Source organism: Pantoea sp. S62, from assembly GCF_016658625.1.
GTDB lineage: Bacteria > Pseudomonadota > Gammaproteobacteria > Enterobacterales > Enterobacteriaceae > Pantoea > Pantoea vagans.
In genome coordinates this window covers 65,656-83,163 of sequence record NZ_JACVVI010000013.1, presented here as the reverse complement: position 1 = coordinate 83,163, position 17,508 = coordinate 65,656, and the positions used below count along the sequence as shown (strand labels likewise).

Sequence of the window (17,508 nt, the reverse complement as noted above, 5' to 3'; positions counted from 1 at the left end):
TCTGCTCCTTACGCTGCCGTGGTCTGTTTTTCATAGAGGAAATGCAGCACTTTCTGACGCAGCTGGTGGTAGCGCGGCTCATCCGCCAGCGCGACCCGCGAGCGCGGACGCGGCAGATCGACGGTGAGGATCTCCCCGACCTGCGCCGCCGGGCCGTTGGTCATCATCAGTACCCGATCGGAGAGCAGCACCGCTTCATCCACGTCATGGGTGATCAGCACAATAGTGGTGTTCAGCTCCTGCTGAATGCGCATCACGCTGTCCTGCAGGTGGGCGCGGGTTAAGGCATCCAGCGCGCCGAATGGCTCATCCAGCAGCAGCACGCGCGGCTTCATCGCCAGCGCCCGCGCAATGCCGACACGCTGCTTCATGCCGCCGGAGATTTCGCCAGGCCGCTTGTGCATGGCGTGGCTCATCTGCACCCGATTAAGGTTGTGCTCGATCCAGTCGCGCATCTCCGCTTTGCTGAAACGCCCTTTAAACACCTGCTGCACCGCCAGTTCGACGTTCTGAAATGCCGTCAGCCACGGCAGCAGCGAATGGTTCTGAAACACCACCGCACGCTCGGGACCCGGTCCGGTGATTTCGCGGTTATCACACAGCAGCACGCCGCTGCTGGGACGGGTTAATCCGGCAATCAGGTTGAGCAGCGTCGATTTGCCGCAGCCGGAGTGGCCGATCAGGCTCAGGGTTTCCCCTTCGTGGATATCAAAACTGACGTTGTCCAGCGCCAGAAACTCGCCGCTGGCAGTGTTGAAACGCTGGCTCACCTGCTGAACGCGAATAATGTGTTGCATGGTGTTCTCCTTATTTTTCCCAGCTGAAACGACGGACCAGCAGCATCAGCGCCTGCTCCAGCAGCAGCCCGACGACGCCGATAATCAGGATGGCAATCAGAATGTTTGCCACGTTGAGGTTGTTCCACTCGTTCCAGATCCAGAAGCCAATGCCCAGCCCGCCGGTCAGCATTTCGGCGGCGACGATGACCAGCCAGGCGATGCCGATAGAGAGACGCACCCCGGTGAGCACCGCAGGCAGCACGGCGGGCAGCAGGATCCGGCGCATCACCGTCCATTCAGAGAGCTGTAGCACCCGCGCCACGTTGAGGTAATCCTGCGGGATGCGCTGCACCCCTTCGGCGGTGTTGATGATCATCGGCCAGATGGAACAGATGAAAATGGTCCAGCTGGCGGCAGGCTCGGCGCGCTGAAACAGCAGCAGTCCAATCGGCAGCCAGGCCAGCGGGCTGACCGGCCGCAGTAAGGCGATAATCGGATTGAACATGCGCGCTATAAAGGTAAAGCGCCCCAGCAGAAAACCCGCCGGGATGCCCACCAGCGCGGCAAGGCCGAAGCCGATGGCGACGCGCTGCAGCGAGGCCAGCACGTTCCAGCCGATGCCCTGATCGTTGGGGCCATTGCTGTAGAACGGGTCAGCAAACAGCACCTGCGCGGCCTGCCAGGTGGCATAAGGCGAGGGAAACGAGGGTTCGGACAGCGCCGCGAGCTGCCACACCAGCCACATCAGCAGCAGGCCGCCCGCGGCGGGAATGGCGCGCTGCAACAGCGGACGCAGCCGCGCCGGACGAACTGCGGCTTTCGGGGTGATCTGTAGCGGAATAACGGTGGCACTGCCGGGGGTTTGCTCCGGCTGCGCCAGGGCGCGCGCGTCAGTTTTCATAACAACCTCTCTTAACGTTTGATAGTGAAACTGGCGGCGTAGGCAGCAGGATTGCTGCCATCCCAGACTTTGCCGTCGATCAGGGTGCTGCTGCGCATCTCACTGGCGGGCAAGGTAATCTGCCCGACGGCGCTGGCGGCCTGTTTATAGACGTCGATGTGGTTGATCTGGCGGGCCACGGCGAGGTAATCGGGATCGCTGGTGAGCAGTCCCCAGCGTTTCATCTGGGTCAGGAACCACATGCCATCCGAGAGCCACGGAAAACTGACGTTGCCGTTGTCGAAGAAGCGCATCGGATGCGCGTCCTGCCACGACTGTCCCAGCCCGTTCTCGTACTGACCAAGCATCCGCCCCTGCAGCGTCTCCACTTTGGTGTTGATCCAGGCTCGACCGGCTAACACCTGCGCGGTTTCACGGCGGTTATCGTCTGAAGCATCGATCCAGCGCGCCGCCTCCAGCACCGCGGCAGTCAGCGCGCGGGCCGTATTGGGATTCTCTTTCACCCACTGTGCACGGGTGCCCAGCACCTTTTCCGGATGCTCCGGCCAGATCTGCTGGCTGGTGGCGGCGGTAAAGCCGATATTGTCGCTGATGGCACGCTGGTTCCACGGCTCGCCGACGCAGTAGCCGCTCATGTTGCCAATCTTCATGTTCATCACCATCTGCGGCGGCGGCACGACCACGGTGCGCACATCGTCAAACGGATGAATGCCGGCATTGGCCAGCCAGTAGTAGAGCCACATGGCGTGCGTACTGGTGGGAAAGGTGTGGGCGAAGGTCAGGCTGCCTTTAGGGCGGCTATCAACGGCTTTTTTCAGGCTGGCCGCATCGGTAACGCCACTGGCTTTCAGCTGGTTCGACAGAGTGATCGCCTGGCCGTTGTGATTGAGCGTCATCAGGTTCGCCATGTCGTGCTGCGGCCCCGCTACGCCAAGCTGCAGCGCGTAGATCATGCCGTAAAGCACATGGGCCGCATCCAGCTCGCCGGAGGTCAGTTTGTCACGCACCGCCGCCCAGCTCGCCTCTTTGCTGACCTGCAATGTCAGGCCATACTTTTTGTCGAAGCCTTTTACCGACGCCATGACGACCGGCGCGCAGTCGGTGAGTGGGATAAAGCCAACCCGCACCTGCGCCTTTTCTGGCGCATCGGAGCCTGCTGCCCAGACTGCATTTCGTAATCCCGGCACGATCCAGGCCGCACCCAGCGCTGCACCGGAGATCAGCGCCTGACGTCGTGTCAGTGAAAATGGCGTTTTGCTCATCATGTTGCCCCTGAACAGAAATAAAAAAAGGCGTCCTCCGACAAGCCGAAGCCTGCGGATGGACGCCTTTATCCAAAGCACTGACCCCACCGCCATTGGCGGGAGCAATGCGTACTCTCTGTAGGGTTAAAGCAAAGGGTGTGCCAGATCGCTGAAGCCGCGTTAAAGCCGACGTGCGGTGATGCGCTGCTGAATAATTAACCTTTTTTGCACGTTTCTGACGCAGATCACGCACAAAGGTTGTGCAGCTACCTCGTCCGGGTTAGTTGCTCAGGGTCTTCGCGACGGCCAGCACTGCCTGCGCGATCTCCAGTACGCGCTTATTCTGATTCATCGCACTTTTGCGCAGCGCCTGCCAGGCGGCCTCTTCGGTGAATCCCTGCTGCTGCATCAGCCAGTGTTTGGCCTGATCGATTACCCGTCGCTCGTCGAGTGAAGCGCGCATCGATGCCAGCTCATCCGCCTGCTGCTGCAGGCGTTGTGACTGCTCACCAATCAGCGACAGCACTGAGCGCCCGAGCTGCGGGGCCAGCCCGTCACTGCTGAGCGTTGACGCGCCGGGCAGCCAGTCAGCTCCGCAGACGTAGAGCGAAAAGTTGCTGTCACTCTGCACGACCGGCGATGCCGCCTGTTGCTGCGCCTGCTCAATCGCCTCACGACAGCGCTGCATCAGCGTGGCCGTCAGGGCATCCTCCAGCGTTTTCATCTGGTCCAGACGCTCGGAGAGCAGGGAAAACCACTCCAGCGCGCCGGTTTCATCATACTGGCTACCGGTGCAGGCGATGCGCCGCAGCCGTTCGATATCCCGGCTGGCCTGAGACAATGGCTGCCAGCTTTCACAGGTGGCGCTGTCGGCAAACTCCCGGAAGGTGGTAAAGCTCTGCTCCTGAGCCGCAATCAGCGCCACCATCTGGCTGCGCTGCTCAGGTGTGAACAGCCGCGCCGCAAAGCCAGCTGAACCAATGGCCCGCTCCTGTCCGGCCAGCTCTTTGCCTTGCATAAAACTGAACAGCGCGATTAGTGCACGCGAGATATCGGGATCGCTGGCGGTGTCGGCTGCCTCAAAAACCAGATTAAGTAAGGTGCGGATAACCTGATTAAACGCCGCCATCGCCGCCGCCTGATCCCGCTCATGCTGGCTGATTTGCTGACGCAGCAGCGGTAATCCCGCCAGCGCCTGCAGGGCAGCCGCAATCAGGTTGCAGAAACGGCTGAAACCGGGCTGTGCGGTGGCGGGCGGCAGCGCCTGATAGAAATGGTGCAGGCCGGCGCTGACCTCCTTCTGACGGGCGTGACGCTCGGCGCTGAACAGCGTGCCACCGGAGCAGATCCAGAGATTGTTTGCGCCGCGTTCCCGCTGCAGCCGATGAACCAGCTCACTGACGGCAGCCATCAGTTCGCCGGTCTTAAGCAGCCGTTGCAGGCTGGCAATATCGCTGTCACGCGATGCCTGCAGCCAGATCAGGGCATCCATGGTTCACCTCTCCGCCATTAAAACTTTTCTGAAGCAAAAGGCGTGCCGCTTTCCGGAAAAAAGGCGGGCATACCCGGCGCGTAAATTCTGATTTTGATAAGATTCTTTAGGTGAAGAGATAAATTTTATCGGTAACGAACGATTAGAAAGTCTTAATAGTTTCCAATCGGATCAATTGCATGTCAGAATGCGCGGCAATGTTCTCAACCAGTTTGTCCCTGCGATAATTCAGTTCGCTTTAACTATCACATTGTCTGGCGCTTTTCTTATATCGCAGCCCGCCCCAAAAGCGCCTGCTATCACGCATCGCCAGTGGGTGCAATGGTTTGAATTCTCAAAAGTCTTAGGTAGACTAAACGCGTAACTATCCTGATGTAATCTGAACTTTTTTTGAAAAACAGACTTTCGGCACGATGCGGCGCGAAAAACAGCGCCTCCTGCATCGGGCCTGGCAATATGCAGATACTTTGATGAGATCACGAGGAACATGGTGAAAAAGAGTCTTGCGTTAACGCTGCTGGCGGTGCTTACCCTGGCAGGCTGTAAGGCCCCGCCGCCGCCCGTCACTGACGATACGCTGGTCACCAGCGAAATTAACGGCGTCAAACTGGTCCATCGACACGCTGTCGCGGCACCGACTGAATTTGAGCCGGTCAATCAGACCTGGCGGGCGCTCTATGGTGCCTCGGTCATGACCTCACCGGATTACGGCGGCAAAGTCGTTCGCTATCTCGAAACGGGTAAACCGTTTGAAGTATTAGGTAATGTGGAACACAGCTGGCTGGCAATTGCTGACCAGGCTGATGGCCCGTTAATTGGTTATGTACCGTTAAAAGCGGGCGTAGAGAGCAGTCGTTACGATGCCACGCTGCAGAGCGATCGTCCCCGTCCGCGGAAAGCGAAACAGGTCTGTGTAGCCGTCGGCGGCGCGAGTAAAGCCTGTCGGACTAACGATACCGCGACCTGGATCTTAGACTGAATATGAAATCCGGCGCATATTGCCCGCAGCACCGTCCTGTGCTGCGGGTACAGGGATTTGCCATTGGCTGGAAGATCACGAATTAATGACTGTGGAATCCCCTGCGCGTGAGGCGCCCCCCTCAGGCAATGAGAATCTATTACTTCAGGCTGCGGCGCCACTGCTGAATGCGGTGGTGCAGATTCGTCGGGCAGCCACCCATGACGACCCTGCGGGTCTGCGCCAGTCCCTGATCGATGAAATTCGCCAGTTTGAACAACGCTGTAAACAGGCAGGGCTGCCGTTTGAGATGATTATCGGCGCGCGTTACTGCATCTGCAGCGCGCTGGACGAAGCCGCAGCGCAAACCCCCTGGGGCACGCGTGGCGTCTGGTCGGGCAACGGTATGCTGGTGACCTTTCACAATGAAAGCTGGGGCGGCGAGAAATTCTTTCAGCTGCTGTCGCGCATTTCACAAAGTCCGCAACAACACCTCTGGCTGCTGGAAGTGGTGCAATATTGCCTGCTGCTGGGCTATGAAGGCCGCTATCGCGGCAGTGAAAATGGCCGCGCCCAGTGCGACGGTATCCGTAAGCGCCTGAAAAGCCTGATTGACGAGACGCGCACCCAGCGTCAGACGCCGCAACCCCCGCTGGTCGAGGTGCATCCGCTGGTCAGTACCCTCGCCCGCCCGATGGTGCCGCTCTGGGCCTGCGCCATGCTGGTCGCGCTCATCGGCTGCCTGATCTACAGCGGCCTGAACTGGCGGCTCGGCAACGCTGCCGAACCGCTGCTGCGCACCATCTATCAGACCCCGCTGCCGCAGATTACTGCGGGCCGCCGTCCCTCTTCTCCGCAGGCGCTGCTCGATCTGCGTCAGCGACTGAACGATGTGATCGCTGCCGGGCAGCTAGAAGTCAGCGATGGTGCCTTTGGCAGTAAAGTGATTATTCCCGCAGACAAACTGTTTGCCGAGCAAGGCACGGTGATCAACCCGGTGGGCCGCGCGCTGCTGGCCCGCGTCTCAACCGCGATGAAAGATGTCAAAGGCACCATTCTGGTGTCCGTGTTTACCGACGATCATCCGGTGGATAACAGCCGTTTTGCCTCCAGCTATGAGTTCTCATTCGCCCGCGCCCGTGCCATCACCCAGCTGTTGCAGCTGCAGCTGGAGGACGGTCATACGGTACGCTCTGAAGGCCGTGGTGACAGCGACCCGCTGCTGCCCAACGACAGCAGCGAAAACCGGACCCGCAACCGCCGCGTTGAGATCACTCTGTTTGCCGCGCCTGAAACGCTCAGTAATCATCAAGGAGCACAATAATGCGCGCTTCCCTTCGCCTGCTGTTAACGCATCGCCTGCTGTGGAGCTTTATTGGCGTCACGGCGCTGAGCTGTCTGGTCTGGATGCTGGGCCCGTTCTGGACATGGGGCGAGTCGCGTCCTCTGGAACCGGTGCTCCCTCGCCAGCTCACCGTGAGCGCTCTCTATTTTCTCTGGATCCTGTTCCAGCTGATCCCGTCGCTTTATCGTGCCTGGTTTAACAGCCGCTTACTGACCCAGCTTCAGCTGGCGGGCAACGACGATCCGGCGGAACGTCAGATGACTGAGGAGCGGCTTAATCAGCGCTTCAGCGACGCGGCGATGCAGCTGAAACGCACCCAGTTTGGCCGTCGTCACAGCGGCAATCTGCTCTCGCGCTTTAATGCTAATTATCTCTACCAGTTGCCCTGGTATCTGGTGATGGGTGCGCCCGGTGCCGGTAAAACCACCGCGCTATTTAATGCGGGCCTCGATTTCCCGCTGACCGATACGCTGGGTAAACAGGCGATTCGTGGCGTCGGCGGCACCCGCAACTGCGACTGGTGGTTTACCGACAGCGCAGTGCTGATTGATACCGCAGGGCGGTATGCGCTGCAGGAGAGCCAGCGCGTGCGCGATGCCGCGGAGTGGCATAGTTTTATCAATCTGCTGAAACGCTATCGCACCCGCCAGCCGATTAACGGTGTCATCATGACGATCAGCGTGGCCGATCTGCTGAGCGATTCTGCCGAAGCGCGTTTTGCCCAGGCCAGCGCGCTGCGTGAGCGTATGGCGGAACTGCATCAGCAGACGGGTATTCACTTCCCGGTCTATGTGATGGTCACCAAAACCGATTTGCTGAAAGGCTTCATGAGCTACTTTGGCAACATCGATAAAACGCGGCGTGACGCTATCTGGGGCTTTACGTTTAACCGTGAGACGGGCAAGCCGCACAAAGATGACTGGCATCGTCATTTTGGCCAGCAGTTTCAGCGGCTGGAAGAGCAGCTACAGCAGCAGCTGGCGGAGCAGATGACCCAGGAGCGCGATCTGAATGAGCGCGCTGAATGCTTCCTCTTCCCGCAGGAGTTCGCCTCACTGCGCCCGCTGCTGAACGAGTATCTCGATATCGTCTTCTCTGATCATCAGGATGCCGTCGCCTGGAGCCCCCGCGGCCTCTTCTTTACCAGCGGTACGCAGGAAGGCCTGCCGTTTGATCGGGTGATGGGTGAACTGAGCCGTAAACTGCAGTTACGTCAGGCGGGCGAACATTCGATTGCCGCCTGGGACAGCGTTAACCGCAACAGTCCGATTCCCGGCAACAAAGGCCAGAGCTTCTTTATTCGTGACCTGCTGAGCGATCTGATCTTTAAAGAGAGCGGACTGGCGGGCAGTAATCGCCGCTGGGAGTATCGCAATCAGCTGTTCCACTGGATTGGCTACGGCGTGCTGGCAGGCGCGCTGCTGATTGCCTCCAGCCTGTGGAGCATCAGCTACTACCAGAATCAGCACTATCTGCAGCAGGTGGCCGCACGGGTGCCGGCCATTCGTGAGCAGAGTCAGCAGGTGATTCATCAGCCTGCTGATAATATTTTTGATCTGCTACCCTTTCTGAACAACCTGGTGAAGCTGCCGCTGTCGGAACGTTTTTCTCTCGATAATCCGCCGCTTACTATGCGGGCTGGCTTATATCGCGGCAGTCAGGTCAGCGACGCCGCCTGGGTGCTTTATCAAAATGCGCTTAAGTCTTTGCTGCTGCCGCGCGTGGCGCAGCAGATCACCAACATTCTGCGCAACGATCCGGGTGATGATAACGCCTACAGCCGCAATGCGCTGCGCGCCTATCAGATGCTCTATCAGCCGCGCAATTACGATGGCGAATTTTTACGGGCCTGGCTGCTGCAAAACTTACAGCGCTCGCTGCCCGATACGGTCAGTGCCCGCGATCTGCAGCAGCTCGACTGGCACCTGAGCCAGCTGCTGGATCAGCAGATTCAGTCATCGCCTTATGCGCGTGACAATGCACTGATGATGCGCAAGCTGGCAGACAATCTTAAAATCGCGGGCCAGGCGGGCAGCGTGCTGGCGGCAGCACCGCTGCACCCGGCCGCGCGATCACACTCGCAAAGCGAGTAATGTTGAGGTGAACATGGCTGCTTACACCGCCCCCGGCTGGTATGGCAAGCTGCCGTCGACCGGTGACTTTCTGCACCGTCGTCTGAGTGAGCAACAGATTAGCCCGTGGAATCACTGGTTCCAGCAGGGATTAATGCACTGGCATCAGCAGGCCTGGTCATACAGCGCGAACTTTCTTCACGCGCCGGTATGGAACTTTGTCCTGCCGGTGACCGCGACCCGGCCACACGTACAGATGGGCTGTCTGCTGCCCTCCTGTGACCGCGTCGGCCGCGCCTGGCCGCTGCTGGCACTGCACAGCTTTCCGCTGGCGCAGTGGCATCCGGCTCAGTTGACCATCTCCGGTGACTGGTTTCAGGATCTGGGCGCGACCCTGTTACGGGCGGTTCAGACGCCGCTGGACGGCGAGCAGTTAGAGCAGCAGATACAGGCGCTGCCGCCGCTGCTGGTGCCTGCCAGGAAGCCCTCAGAGATTATGGATGTGATCGGTTTTCAGGATCTGCCCTGCACGCTGAGCTGGCGTGAAGTGGCCGAACGTTTCGACCCTCAGCAGCATATGAGCTACTGGTGGAGTAATCGCAGTGATGGTTTTGCCCATGCGACCCACAAGCACAGCGGCAACCTCACGGCGCAACTGTTTTCGTTACTGTTTAACCCGGCGGCAGGTGCACAGCCGGGACGTAATGGCCTCTATCCTCCGATGTTCGAGTGAGGCCGGATGCGTTTGCCGTTCAATCTGGGATAACTCATGCAATTTACCATCGTGCAATGCACTACGGATGTTCCGGTCAGAAGCGTCGCGTTTCAACCGCCTGGCGGCACCATTGGCCGCAGTCAGGACAACGATCTGGTGCTGCCGGATGAGACGCGGGCTATTTCGCGCCTACAGGCGCTGGTTCACCTGTCGCATGACGGGGAGTGCCGGCTGACCAACCAGGGCAGCGTAACGCCGGTCGAGCATAACGGCATTACGCTGGGTCGCGGCATGCAGGTGCTGCTGAAGCACGGCGACGCCTTGCGCATCGGTGATTATGCGCTGGAAGTGCGCGATCCCGCCTGCCAGAACGCGCAGAGCGATCCGCTGGCGCTGTTTGCGGGTGACAGCGCCCGGCCCGCGAATCCTTTGGGCATTCACGAACATCATGAGGTTGAGGATCGGCTGCTGGTCAACGACGTGCCGCCTTCACGTCATGAGCGGCACAGTGATGCGCGGCTGGCGATCGATCCGCAGGCCAGTGAGCCGCGCCGGGCGCTGGCAGCACAGCCGGTGGATCAGGATCGGCTCATCGCCGCCCTGCTGGACGGCATGGGACTGAGCAACGGTCACGCCACGCCGGTTGACGAAGAGCAGATGCGCATTACCGGCCGGATGCTGAGCCTCTTTTCTCAGGGCACCGTGGCGCTGCTCTCATCACGTTCCATTCTCAAACGGGGCGTGAAAGCGGACATGACCATGATTCTGAATGAGGCCAACAACCCGTTCAAGATCCTGCCCTCCGGCAAAACCGTGCTGATGCAGATGTATCAGAGCCAGATGCCCGGATTTATGCCGCCGGAGCAGGCAGTGCGCGATGCGCTGGTCGATCTGCAGGCCCACCAGCTGGGCATGATTGCCGGAATTCGCGCCATTATTGCGGCGATGCTGCAATCCTTTAATCCGCAGCGGCTGGAAGAGCAGGCGCGCGCCGATGGCCTGGTGTCAAAACTGCCATTTTCCACCGCGAAGAAAGCGGCGCTCTGGGACTACTTCATGCGTAATTACCAGCGTACGGCCGGTGAGATAGAAGATGATTTCCATACGCTGTTTGGCGAAGCTTTCCTTCATGCTTACGACATGGAAGTGAATCAGTATAAAGATTCTCAGACGCGGGTGGACGACGCATGAAAATCGTTTTTGCCAGCCGCTGCCAGCAGGGGCTACGCGATGAGAATCAGGATCGCACAGGTGCCGAGCTGGATGAGCGAAAAGCCTGTTTTGTGGTCTGCGATGGCGTGGCCGGGCTGCCCGGCGGCGAGATGGCGGCACAGCTGGTGCGCGACACGCTGCTAAGCCAGATACAGGCGAACACCGACTTTACGCCGGAAATCACCCACCAGGCGATCGAACAGTGCCGCTTAGCGCTGCATGAGGCACAGGGTAAAAATCCGAAATATTCCCGCATGAGCACCACGCTGGCAGCCCTGTTTATCGACCGCCAGAAACAGCGTGCATGGTGGGCGCATGCCGGTGACAGCCGGGTTTACCACTTCCGGCGGGGCGTGCTTCACGAGGTGACCCGGGACCACAGTCTGGCCCAGCAGCTGAAAGAAGCGGGCTATGAAAATACCGGCATTAACAGTAATTTACTCTATAATGCGCTCGGCGCTGAGCCGCCTCGCTTAGTCAGCTTTTCGCAGGAGATTGCGCTGGAGGATGGGGACGCTTTTCTGGTCTGCACCGATGGCTTCTGGCTGAATCTGAACAGTAGTGAAATGGAACAGGCGCTGCGCATGGTGAATGCCTGCGAAGAGTGGCTGGCTCTGATGGAACAGGCGGTAAGCCGCAACGTTAAGAAAGATAATCTCAGCGCACTGGCGGTCTGGATTGGTGAGCCGGAGGAGGCAACACTGCTCTATTCACTGGCTGATTCGGCGCGCTTTCTGCCGCCTCGTTTTTGATTCCAAGGATCCTTATGAAACTGTGGTTGCCCGGCATCATCACTCTGCTGATTGCCTTTAACGCCCAGGCTGAAAATTATCGTGTGGTCTACTCCCCCAGCCTGGCGCTGGAGGTTTATATCGATAATGTGGTGAGTAAAGCGCCTGACGACTGGTGTAAAGAGACGCTGCCGCTGCGTATCGTCTCTGGCAAAAGCAAGGATTCGGCCGTGCTGACCACCTTTTTACCGCGCGTGGGCACCCTGCTCGCGAATCAGTGCGGCTTACTGGACGAACTGCCCTGGCAGATGACCAATAAAGAAGGTGGCGTCCTGGCCAGCGGCAGCGCCAGCAAGTTGCAGAACTGGCGCCCGATTGTGATGGCGGATGCAACCGCCAGCGCGAGTGACAGCAATGCCGCCCCGCTCGACCTGTCACGGCCCGCCAACAGCACGCCGCTGCAACATTTTGATCTCCCCAGCGGCTGCCATTTCCGCACCGCCTGGGATGAGAATGCGCGGACCCTGTTCATCCCGGATGTCAGCAAGCAGCAGTGCTCGCCTGACGGCTGGGCAGAAGGCAAAAGTGAACTGACGCTGGCGACAGCGGATCACCCGACGCCAGTTGCGGTCACCTTTTATCAGGGTTACCCCATCGCCAATCTGACTATTCCGGACAGCAAGCTGGAAGTCATTGCCGCGAATAATCAGCGCATGATTGTGACACGCCCGGATACGCCGGATAGCTGGCTGGTGCTGCCCTTTGATGCCAGGCAGCATGTCTGGCGCTTCAATGGTGCGCTGTTAATAAAGATGGATAAGAATGCTGCGCAGCAGGACGCTGACGCTGTGAAATCGCGAGTCGATACATTGCGCAGCCAGTGGGCGCCCTATTTCATGCCACAGCAAAAAGTGAATGTGTTACTCATCGACACCCTGCACGCGGATCTGGTTGATCCTGCCATTGGTGCCTGGCGTAACATCAATTAATTACCGCGCAGCCTGACGACCAGGCCGTGTACAGAGAGTTCACTATGTCGGCAAATGATAATCCGAAAACCGTTCCGAATGCCCTGCCTGACGGATACCGTTTTAATGAATTTGAGATCAAGGAAGTGATCGGAGGCGGCGGCTTCGGCATCGTCTATCGCGCGTGGGATCACCAGCTTGAACGTACTATTGCCATTAAAGAGTATATGCCCGTGTCGCTGGCTGTCCGTGCCGCCGACTTAACGCTGGAGCTGCGCGGTGAACGTTTCCAGAAGCTGTTTAATGCCGGGCTGACCAGCTTTATTCAGGAAGCGCGTCTGCTGGCCCGCTTCAATCATCCCGGTCTGCTGCACGTGCTGCGCTTCTGGGAGCAGAACGGCACCGCCTATATGGGCACGCTTTACTACAGCGGGATGACGCTGAAAGAGTGGCAACTGACCAGCCCGGCCTCGATCTCTGAAGCCTGGATCCGCCGCCTGCTGCCGCCGCTGCTGGGAGCTATCAGCACCATCCATCAGGCCGGCTATCTGCATCGCGACATCTCGCTCGATAATATCCAGATTCAGGAAAACCAGCTGCCGGTGCTGCTGGACTTCGGCTCGGCGCGTAAAGAGATTGGCAACCTCTCTGACGAAACCGAAATCATGCTTAAACCGGGCTTTGCGCCGATTGAGCAGTACAGCGAAGAAGGCGAAGTCGAACAGGGACCGTGGACCGATATTTACGCGCTGGGCGCGGTGCTGCACAGCCTGATTACCGGTAATCCACCGCCAGTCAGTGTGGTGCGCTGTATTGAAGATAATTATCAGCCGCTGGTGGAACGTCAGCCTGAAGGCTACTCGCTGCCGCTGCTGCATGCCATTGACTGCGCGCTGGCTATGAAACCCGGCGATCGTCCGCAAACGATTGACGCCTTTGCGGCGCTGATTGATCTGCCGGTCAGTGATGTGGAAGCCGTGGTCAACAGCTTCCCGGTACCGGGCGAGTCGCCTGCGCTGCCCGTCGAGGAGCCGGTTGAAGCGGCCCCGCCGGTCGTGATGGCGATGAATCACGCTGCGGCGTCAGCGGAGCCGGTAACGCCGCGCACGGTGCGGCGGCTGTCGCCAGGCTTACCAGGGCTGGCTGCCGTGGCGCTTCTGGCCGTGGTCGTCACCGTCTGGCTGGCTAATCGCCACAGTGCCACACCGGATGTCGTTAACAACCTGGCAGCCGCGACGCAGGCACCCGCATCAGCTCCGCCGCCAGCCGCCGTGCCTGCTGCCCTGGCGACGGTTTATCTTAAGCTGGAAAGCGGTGAAAGCGTGGTGCTGAATGGACAGCCGGTTGAGGTTAAACCCGGCAGCAGCGGCTTTGCCGCGCTGAATCTGGCGGCAGGACAGTATAAAATTGACGTGAAGAATGGCAGTGAGATGCACACGCAGTCCCTGACGATTGATAAGCCGGGCACCTGGCTGATTAATCCGGGTAACTAATCCCCGGATCGATCGTAAAAGGGCGCGACATTGTCGCGCCCTTTTCTTTGCGGCCGGCCCTGCTCAGGCCTGCCTGAGGCAGGATTGCTGTAACGTCCTCACCTGATGCGCCAGCCGGCTCAGACTCTCTTCTTCCATGCCGCGCCGGGTCAGTTCTTCTTCCAGCGCAAACAGATACTGTGCATTCGATCCCAGCGGGCCACTTGCTGCGGCAATTAAAGGCGCAATCGCCTCAGGGCAGGAGTCCGATTCATAGAGCGGATGGCGCGGGTCCATAATAAAGGTCAGCGCAGTGACGCTGCGGCCATCCTCCAGCTGTAACTCACACCATGTCGGTAAATAACAGCCGGTGATCATCTCCCGCTTCCACAGCAGCGCCAGCTCTTCATGTAACCGCGCTTCCGGCAGACGAAATGCCAGTCCCGTCGTGCGGCCACCCTGCTTCAGCGCCAGCATGCGGCCAGGATGCGTGGCGGTGCCACGTCCGGCAATCAGCCGCAGACAGAAAGCGCGATGCCAGCCTTCCAGCGAACCGGACGCGACTTCGTCCGCCTCAAAAATCGGGTTCCACATCAGCGAGCCGTAGCCAAAGATCCAGACCGGGCTGTGATCGGGACGGCAGGCCAGCGTGGCTGCCAGCGAAGCCGCGCGCTGCTCGCAACTCCAGAGCAGCGTCTCATCGATATCCCCGAATGACGTCTTACAATCCGCTTTTAACAGAAATTCCCGGGTAAGCAATGCGACCTCCTCGACTTCAACAGCGTCCTGCAGAATGGCTCCTGTAACATGACGCCAAAACAGCACTGCGTTTCGATCATCAAATTGACATTAATCTATTTACGCGCGGGGTTTCAAGCGTGATTCCGGTCGCAGGTTAAAAAAAACCAGATAAACCTGATAGCACAGGCAAAAAAAAGGTCCAGATACTCCTGGCCCTTTACCGCAAACCGGCTAGCCGCCGGGTTAACGTTTAGGGTGCCACTTATCATCATCGCCTTTTTCGTACTCTTTCTTCACGGCGGCCCAGGCGACTTTATGCGCGACCTCTTCCCGTGAATCATCGCCGCGGCGATCTTTAGCCTCTTTATACTTATCCCATGCGCTGTTAAAGGCCTGCTGATAGATATCCTGCGCGTGCGCAGGAAGCACATGTTTTACATTGTCAGGTAAGTCGGCTCGGTTAGCGTAAGGCATAACGGCTCCTCAGTTTATGGATTCACACTAAGCCTGGCGCAGGCCAGCAAAAATACAAACAGCGACTTATTAGCACTTCAGATGAAAAATCAGGTGCTGACCCTGCAAATCATAATGATAAGCCGATTTCCCGGCAGAATGAGACCACATAGGTGCATAAGTCATAATTGTTGTAGACTGATTACTATTGCAATATTTGAGATAATATCAGGTTAATACCCCTTCGGCACTTTATTGCATTTAAGTAAAAAGCAGTAAATTTTTCCCACCCGGGCCGGTGAAAAGATAAACTGCGCCCTGCCTTAAAACTGATTATATTTCTAACAACAGCATCCGCTGCGTCCGGATAATCATTAACCAGAGAGGATGGTGAATGCCTTCACATGAAAAAACACGTCACAAGGAATTCTCGCTGATATTTCCCATTATCACGCTGGGTATACTCTATTTTTTTGGTGCAAATACTTCATTTCCGGTCGTAGTCGGTATTAACTTACTGGCGCTGGTTGCCATTCTGAGCAGCGCATTCAGCGTTGTGCGTCACGCTGACGTGCTGGCGCACCGACTGGGTGAGCCTTATGGCTCGCTGATCCTGAGTCTGTCAGTGGTGATTCTGGAAGTGAGCCTGATCTCAGCGCTGATGGCGACCGGCGATGCCGCACCGGGACTGATGCGCGATACGCTTTATTCGATAGTGATGATTGTGACCGGCGGTCTGGTGGGTTTTGCGCTGCTGCTGGGCGGTAACAAATTTGCGACGCAGTACGTTAATCTGGCGGGCGTGAAGCAATATCTCATCGCTATCTTTCCGCTGGCGATTCTGGTGCTGGTGTTTCCCAACGCGCTGCCGGGCGGAAATTTCTCGGTAACTCAGGCGCTGCTGATTGCGGCAATTTCCGCGGCGATGTATGGCGTTTTCCTGCTGATTCAGACCAAAACGCATCAGAGCCTGTTTGTCTATGAGCATGAAGATGATAGCGATGATGGTGATCCGCACCATGGTAAGCCGTCGGCGCACAGCAGCGTCTGGCACACCGTCTGGCTGATTGTGCATCTGATTGCCGTTATTGCCGTGACCAAAATGAACGCCAACACGCTGGAAAGCCTGCTGACGGAGATGAATGCACCGGCACAGTTCACCGGTTTCCTGGTGGCCCTGCTGATCCTCTCCCCTGAAGGCCTGGGCGCGATTAAGGCGGTACTGATGAATCAGGTGCAGCGCGCCATGAACCTGTTCTTTGGTTCGGTGCTGGCGACCATCTCCCTGACGGTGCCTGCGGTGACCATTATCGCCACGCTGACCGGACAGGAGCTGATATTCGGGCTGGAGCCGCCGCAGATGGTGATTATGATGGCATCGCTGATCCTCTGTCAGATCTCCTTCTCAACCGGCCGCACCAATGTTCTGAACGGTGCTGCGCATCTGGCGCTGTTTATTGGCTATCTGATGACCATCATGCTGTAACGTCACCGAATTTCAGGCGAAAAAAAAGAGCGATTATTCGCTCTTTTTTTTGCAGAAAACTTACTTGCTGGTATCGAGTTCCGGGAAGCTCTTCACCAGATCGTCAATCGCTTTCATCTGCACCAGGAACGGCTCAAGCTTATCCAGCGGCAGCGCGGATGGGCCATCACACAGGGCATGCTCCGGATCCGGGTGCGCTTCGATAAACAGACCGGCAATGCCGACCGCCATACCGGCACGCGCCAGCTCTGCCACCTGCGCACGACGACCGCCGGATGCTGCGCCAAACGGATCGCGCGTCTGCAGCGCATGGGTCACGTCGAAAATTACCGGGCTGTTTTTGGTGACTTTTTTCATCACGTTAAAGCCGAGCATGTCGACAACCAGATTGTCGTAGCCAAAGTTGCTGCCGCGATCGCACAGGATAACCTGCTCGTTGCCGCCTTCCGCGAACTTATCCACGATGTTACCCATCTGACCCGGGCTGACGAACTGTGGCTTCTTCACGTTGATGACCGCACCGGTTTTCGCCATCGCTTCCACCAGGTCAGTCTGACGCGCCAGGAAGGCCGGCAGCTGGATCACATCAACCACTTCGGAGACGGGCTGCGCCTGTGCCGCTTCATGGACATCAGTGATAATCTTCACGCCAAACGTCTGCTTCAGCTCCTGGAAAATCTTCATCCCCTCTTCCAGGCCTGGGCCACGGTAAGAGTGAATAGAGGAGCGGTTCGCTTTATCAAACGACGCCTTAAACACGTAAGGAATACCGAGTTTATTTGTCACGGTGACGTAGTGCTCGCAGATGCGCATCGCCAGCTCGCGCGACTCCAGCACGTTCATCCCGCCAAACAGAACAAATGGCAGATCGTTTGCAACGTTGATATCGCCAATACTCACGACTTTCTGTGTCATGCCCTTTCCTTTTCAGTGGGTCCG

Annotated in this window: 16 protein-coding genes; 9 read left to right on the top strand and 7 right to left on the bottom strand. The window is 58.1% G+C overall.

Going from position 1 to position 17,508, the window contains the following annotated elements:
• Positions 1-8 precede the first annotated feature (8 nt).
• From IBT54_RS17680 to IBT54_RS17665, 4 genes are all read right to left on the bottom strand, one after another.
• The gene (locus tag IBT54_RS17680) at positions 9-797 is read right to left on the bottom strand and encodes an ABC transporter ATP-binding protein (RefSeq protein WP_013357640.1); all 789 of its coding nucleotides are present in this window, start codon (positions 795-797) and stop codon (positions 9-11) included.
• A gap of 10 nt (positions 798-807) precedes the next feature.
• Complete coding sequence (gene ntrB / locus IBT54_RS17675) at positions 808-1,680, bottom strand: nitrate ABC transporter permease (RefSeq protein ID WP_201252593.1); 873 nt, start codon at positions 1,678-1,680, stop codon at positions 808-810.
• Positions 1,681-1,691: 11 nt separating this feature from the next.
• Entirely contained in the window at positions 1,692-2,942 is a 1,251-nt protein-coding gene (locus tag IBT54_RS17670; RefSeq protein ID WP_201252620.1) for a CmpA/NrtA family ABC transporter substrate-binding protein, read from the bottom strand.
• 262 nt (positions 2,943-3,204) lie between these two features.
• Complete coding sequence (locus IBT54_RS17665) at positions 3,205-4,416, bottom strand: nitrate regulatory protein (RefSeq protein ID WP_201252592.1); 1,212 nt, start codon at positions 4,414-4,416, stop codon at positions 3,205-3,207.
• A gap of 487 nt (positions 4,417-4,903) precedes the next feature.
• On the opposite strand from IBT54_RS17665, the gene IBT54_RS17660 reads away from it, so the two are divergent.
• The 8 genes from IBT54_RS17660 to IBT54_RS17625 all read left to right on the top strand — a co-directional run bounded on the left by IBT54_RS17660 (position 4,904) and on the right by IBT54_RS17625 (position 13,910).
• Entirely contained in the window at positions 4,904-5,395 is a 492-nt protein-coding gene (locus IBT54_RS17660) for a hypothetical protein (RefSeq protein WP_013357636.1), read from the top strand.
• Positions 5,396-5,480: 85 nt separating this feature from the next.
• A complete protein-coding gene (gene icmH, locus IBT54_RS17655; RefSeq protein WP_201252591.1) occupies positions 5,481-6,698 on the top strand; it encodes a type IVB secretion system protein IcmH/DotU in 1,218 nt (405 codons plus the stop codon).
• Positions 6,698-8,812 carry a type VI secretion system membrane subunit TssM gene (gene tssM / locus IBT54_RS17650; protein ID WP_201252590.1) on the top strand — a complete coding sequence of 705 codons (2,115 nt, stop codon included), beginning with the start codon at positions 6,698-6,700 and terminating at the stop codon, positions 8,810-8,812. Before icmH ends, tssM begins: the two co-directional genes overlap by 1 nt.
• A gap of 13 nt (positions 8,813-8,825) precedes the next feature.
• A complete protein-coding gene (gene tagF, locus IBT54_RS17645; RefSeq protein WP_013357633.1) occupies positions 8,826-9,524 on the top strand; it encodes a type VI secretion system-associated protein TagF in 699 nt (232 codons plus the stop codon).
• A 36-nt stretch (positions 9,525-9,560) separates the two neighbouring features.
• Complete coding sequence (gene tagH, locus IBT54_RS17640) at positions 9,561-10,697, top strand: type VI secretion system-associated FHA domain protein TagH (protein WP_135909078.1); 1,137 nt, start codon at positions 9,561-9,563, stop codon at positions 10,695-10,697.
• Positions 10,694-11,470 carry a PP2C family serine/threonine-protein phosphatase gene (locus IBT54_RS17635; protein WP_013357631.1) on the top strand — a complete coding sequence of 259 codons (777 nt, stop codon included), beginning with the start codon at positions 10,694-10,696 and terminating at the stop codon, positions 11,468-11,470. The genes tagH and IBT54_RS17635 overlap by 4 nt, the downstream gene beginning before the upstream one ends.
• Positions 11,471-11,484: 14 nt before the next feature.
• On the top strand, positions 11,485-12,438 hold the full coding sequence (locus IBT54_RS17630) for a hypothetical protein (protein WP_013357630.1): 954 nt from the start codon (positions 11,485-11,487) through the stop codon (positions 12,436-12,438).
• A gap of 44 nt (positions 12,439-12,482) precedes the next feature.
• Positions 12,483-13,910 (top strand): serine/threonine-protein kinase, encoded by a 1,428-nt coding sequence (locus tag IBT54_RS17625; RefSeq protein ID WP_013357629.1) that lies wholly within the window; start codon positions 12,483-12,485, stop codon positions 13,908-13,910.
• Between the two features lie 63 nt (positions 13,911-13,973).
• Here the strand turns inward: IBT54_RS17625 and IBT54_RS17620 are convergent, their stop codons facing one another.
• A complete protein-coding gene (locus tag IBT54_RS17620) occupies positions 13,974-14,648 on the bottom strand; it encodes a gamma-glutamylcyclotransferase (protein WP_167493432.1) in 675 nt (224 codons plus the stop codon).
• Positions 14,649-14,873: 225 nt separating this feature from the next.
• Complete coding sequence (gene chaB / locus IBT54_RS17615) at positions 14,874-15,104, bottom strand: putative cation transport regulator ChaB (protein WP_201252589.1); 231 nt, start codon at positions 15,102-15,104, stop codon at positions 14,874-14,876.
• A gap of 373 nt (positions 15,105-15,477) precedes the next feature.
• Here chaB and chaA point away from each other — a divergent pair, with 373 nt between their 5' ends.
• On the top strand, positions 15,478-16,569 hold the full coding sequence (gene chaA / locus IBT54_RS17610) for a sodium-potassium/proton antiporter ChaA (RefSeq protein WP_013357625.1): 1,092 nt from the start codon (positions 15,478-15,480) through the stop codon (positions 16,567-16,569).
• A gap of 60 nt (positions 16,570-16,629) precedes the next feature.
• On the opposite strand, the gene kdsA is transcribed toward chaA, so the two are convergent.
• Positions 16,630-17,484 (bottom strand): 3-deoxy-8-phosphooctulonate synthase, encoded by an 855-nt coding sequence (gene kdsA, locus IBT54_RS17605; protein WP_013357624.1) that lies wholly within the window; start codon positions 17,482-17,484, stop codon positions 16,630-16,632.
• Positions 17,485-17,508: the final 24 nt, after the last annotated feature.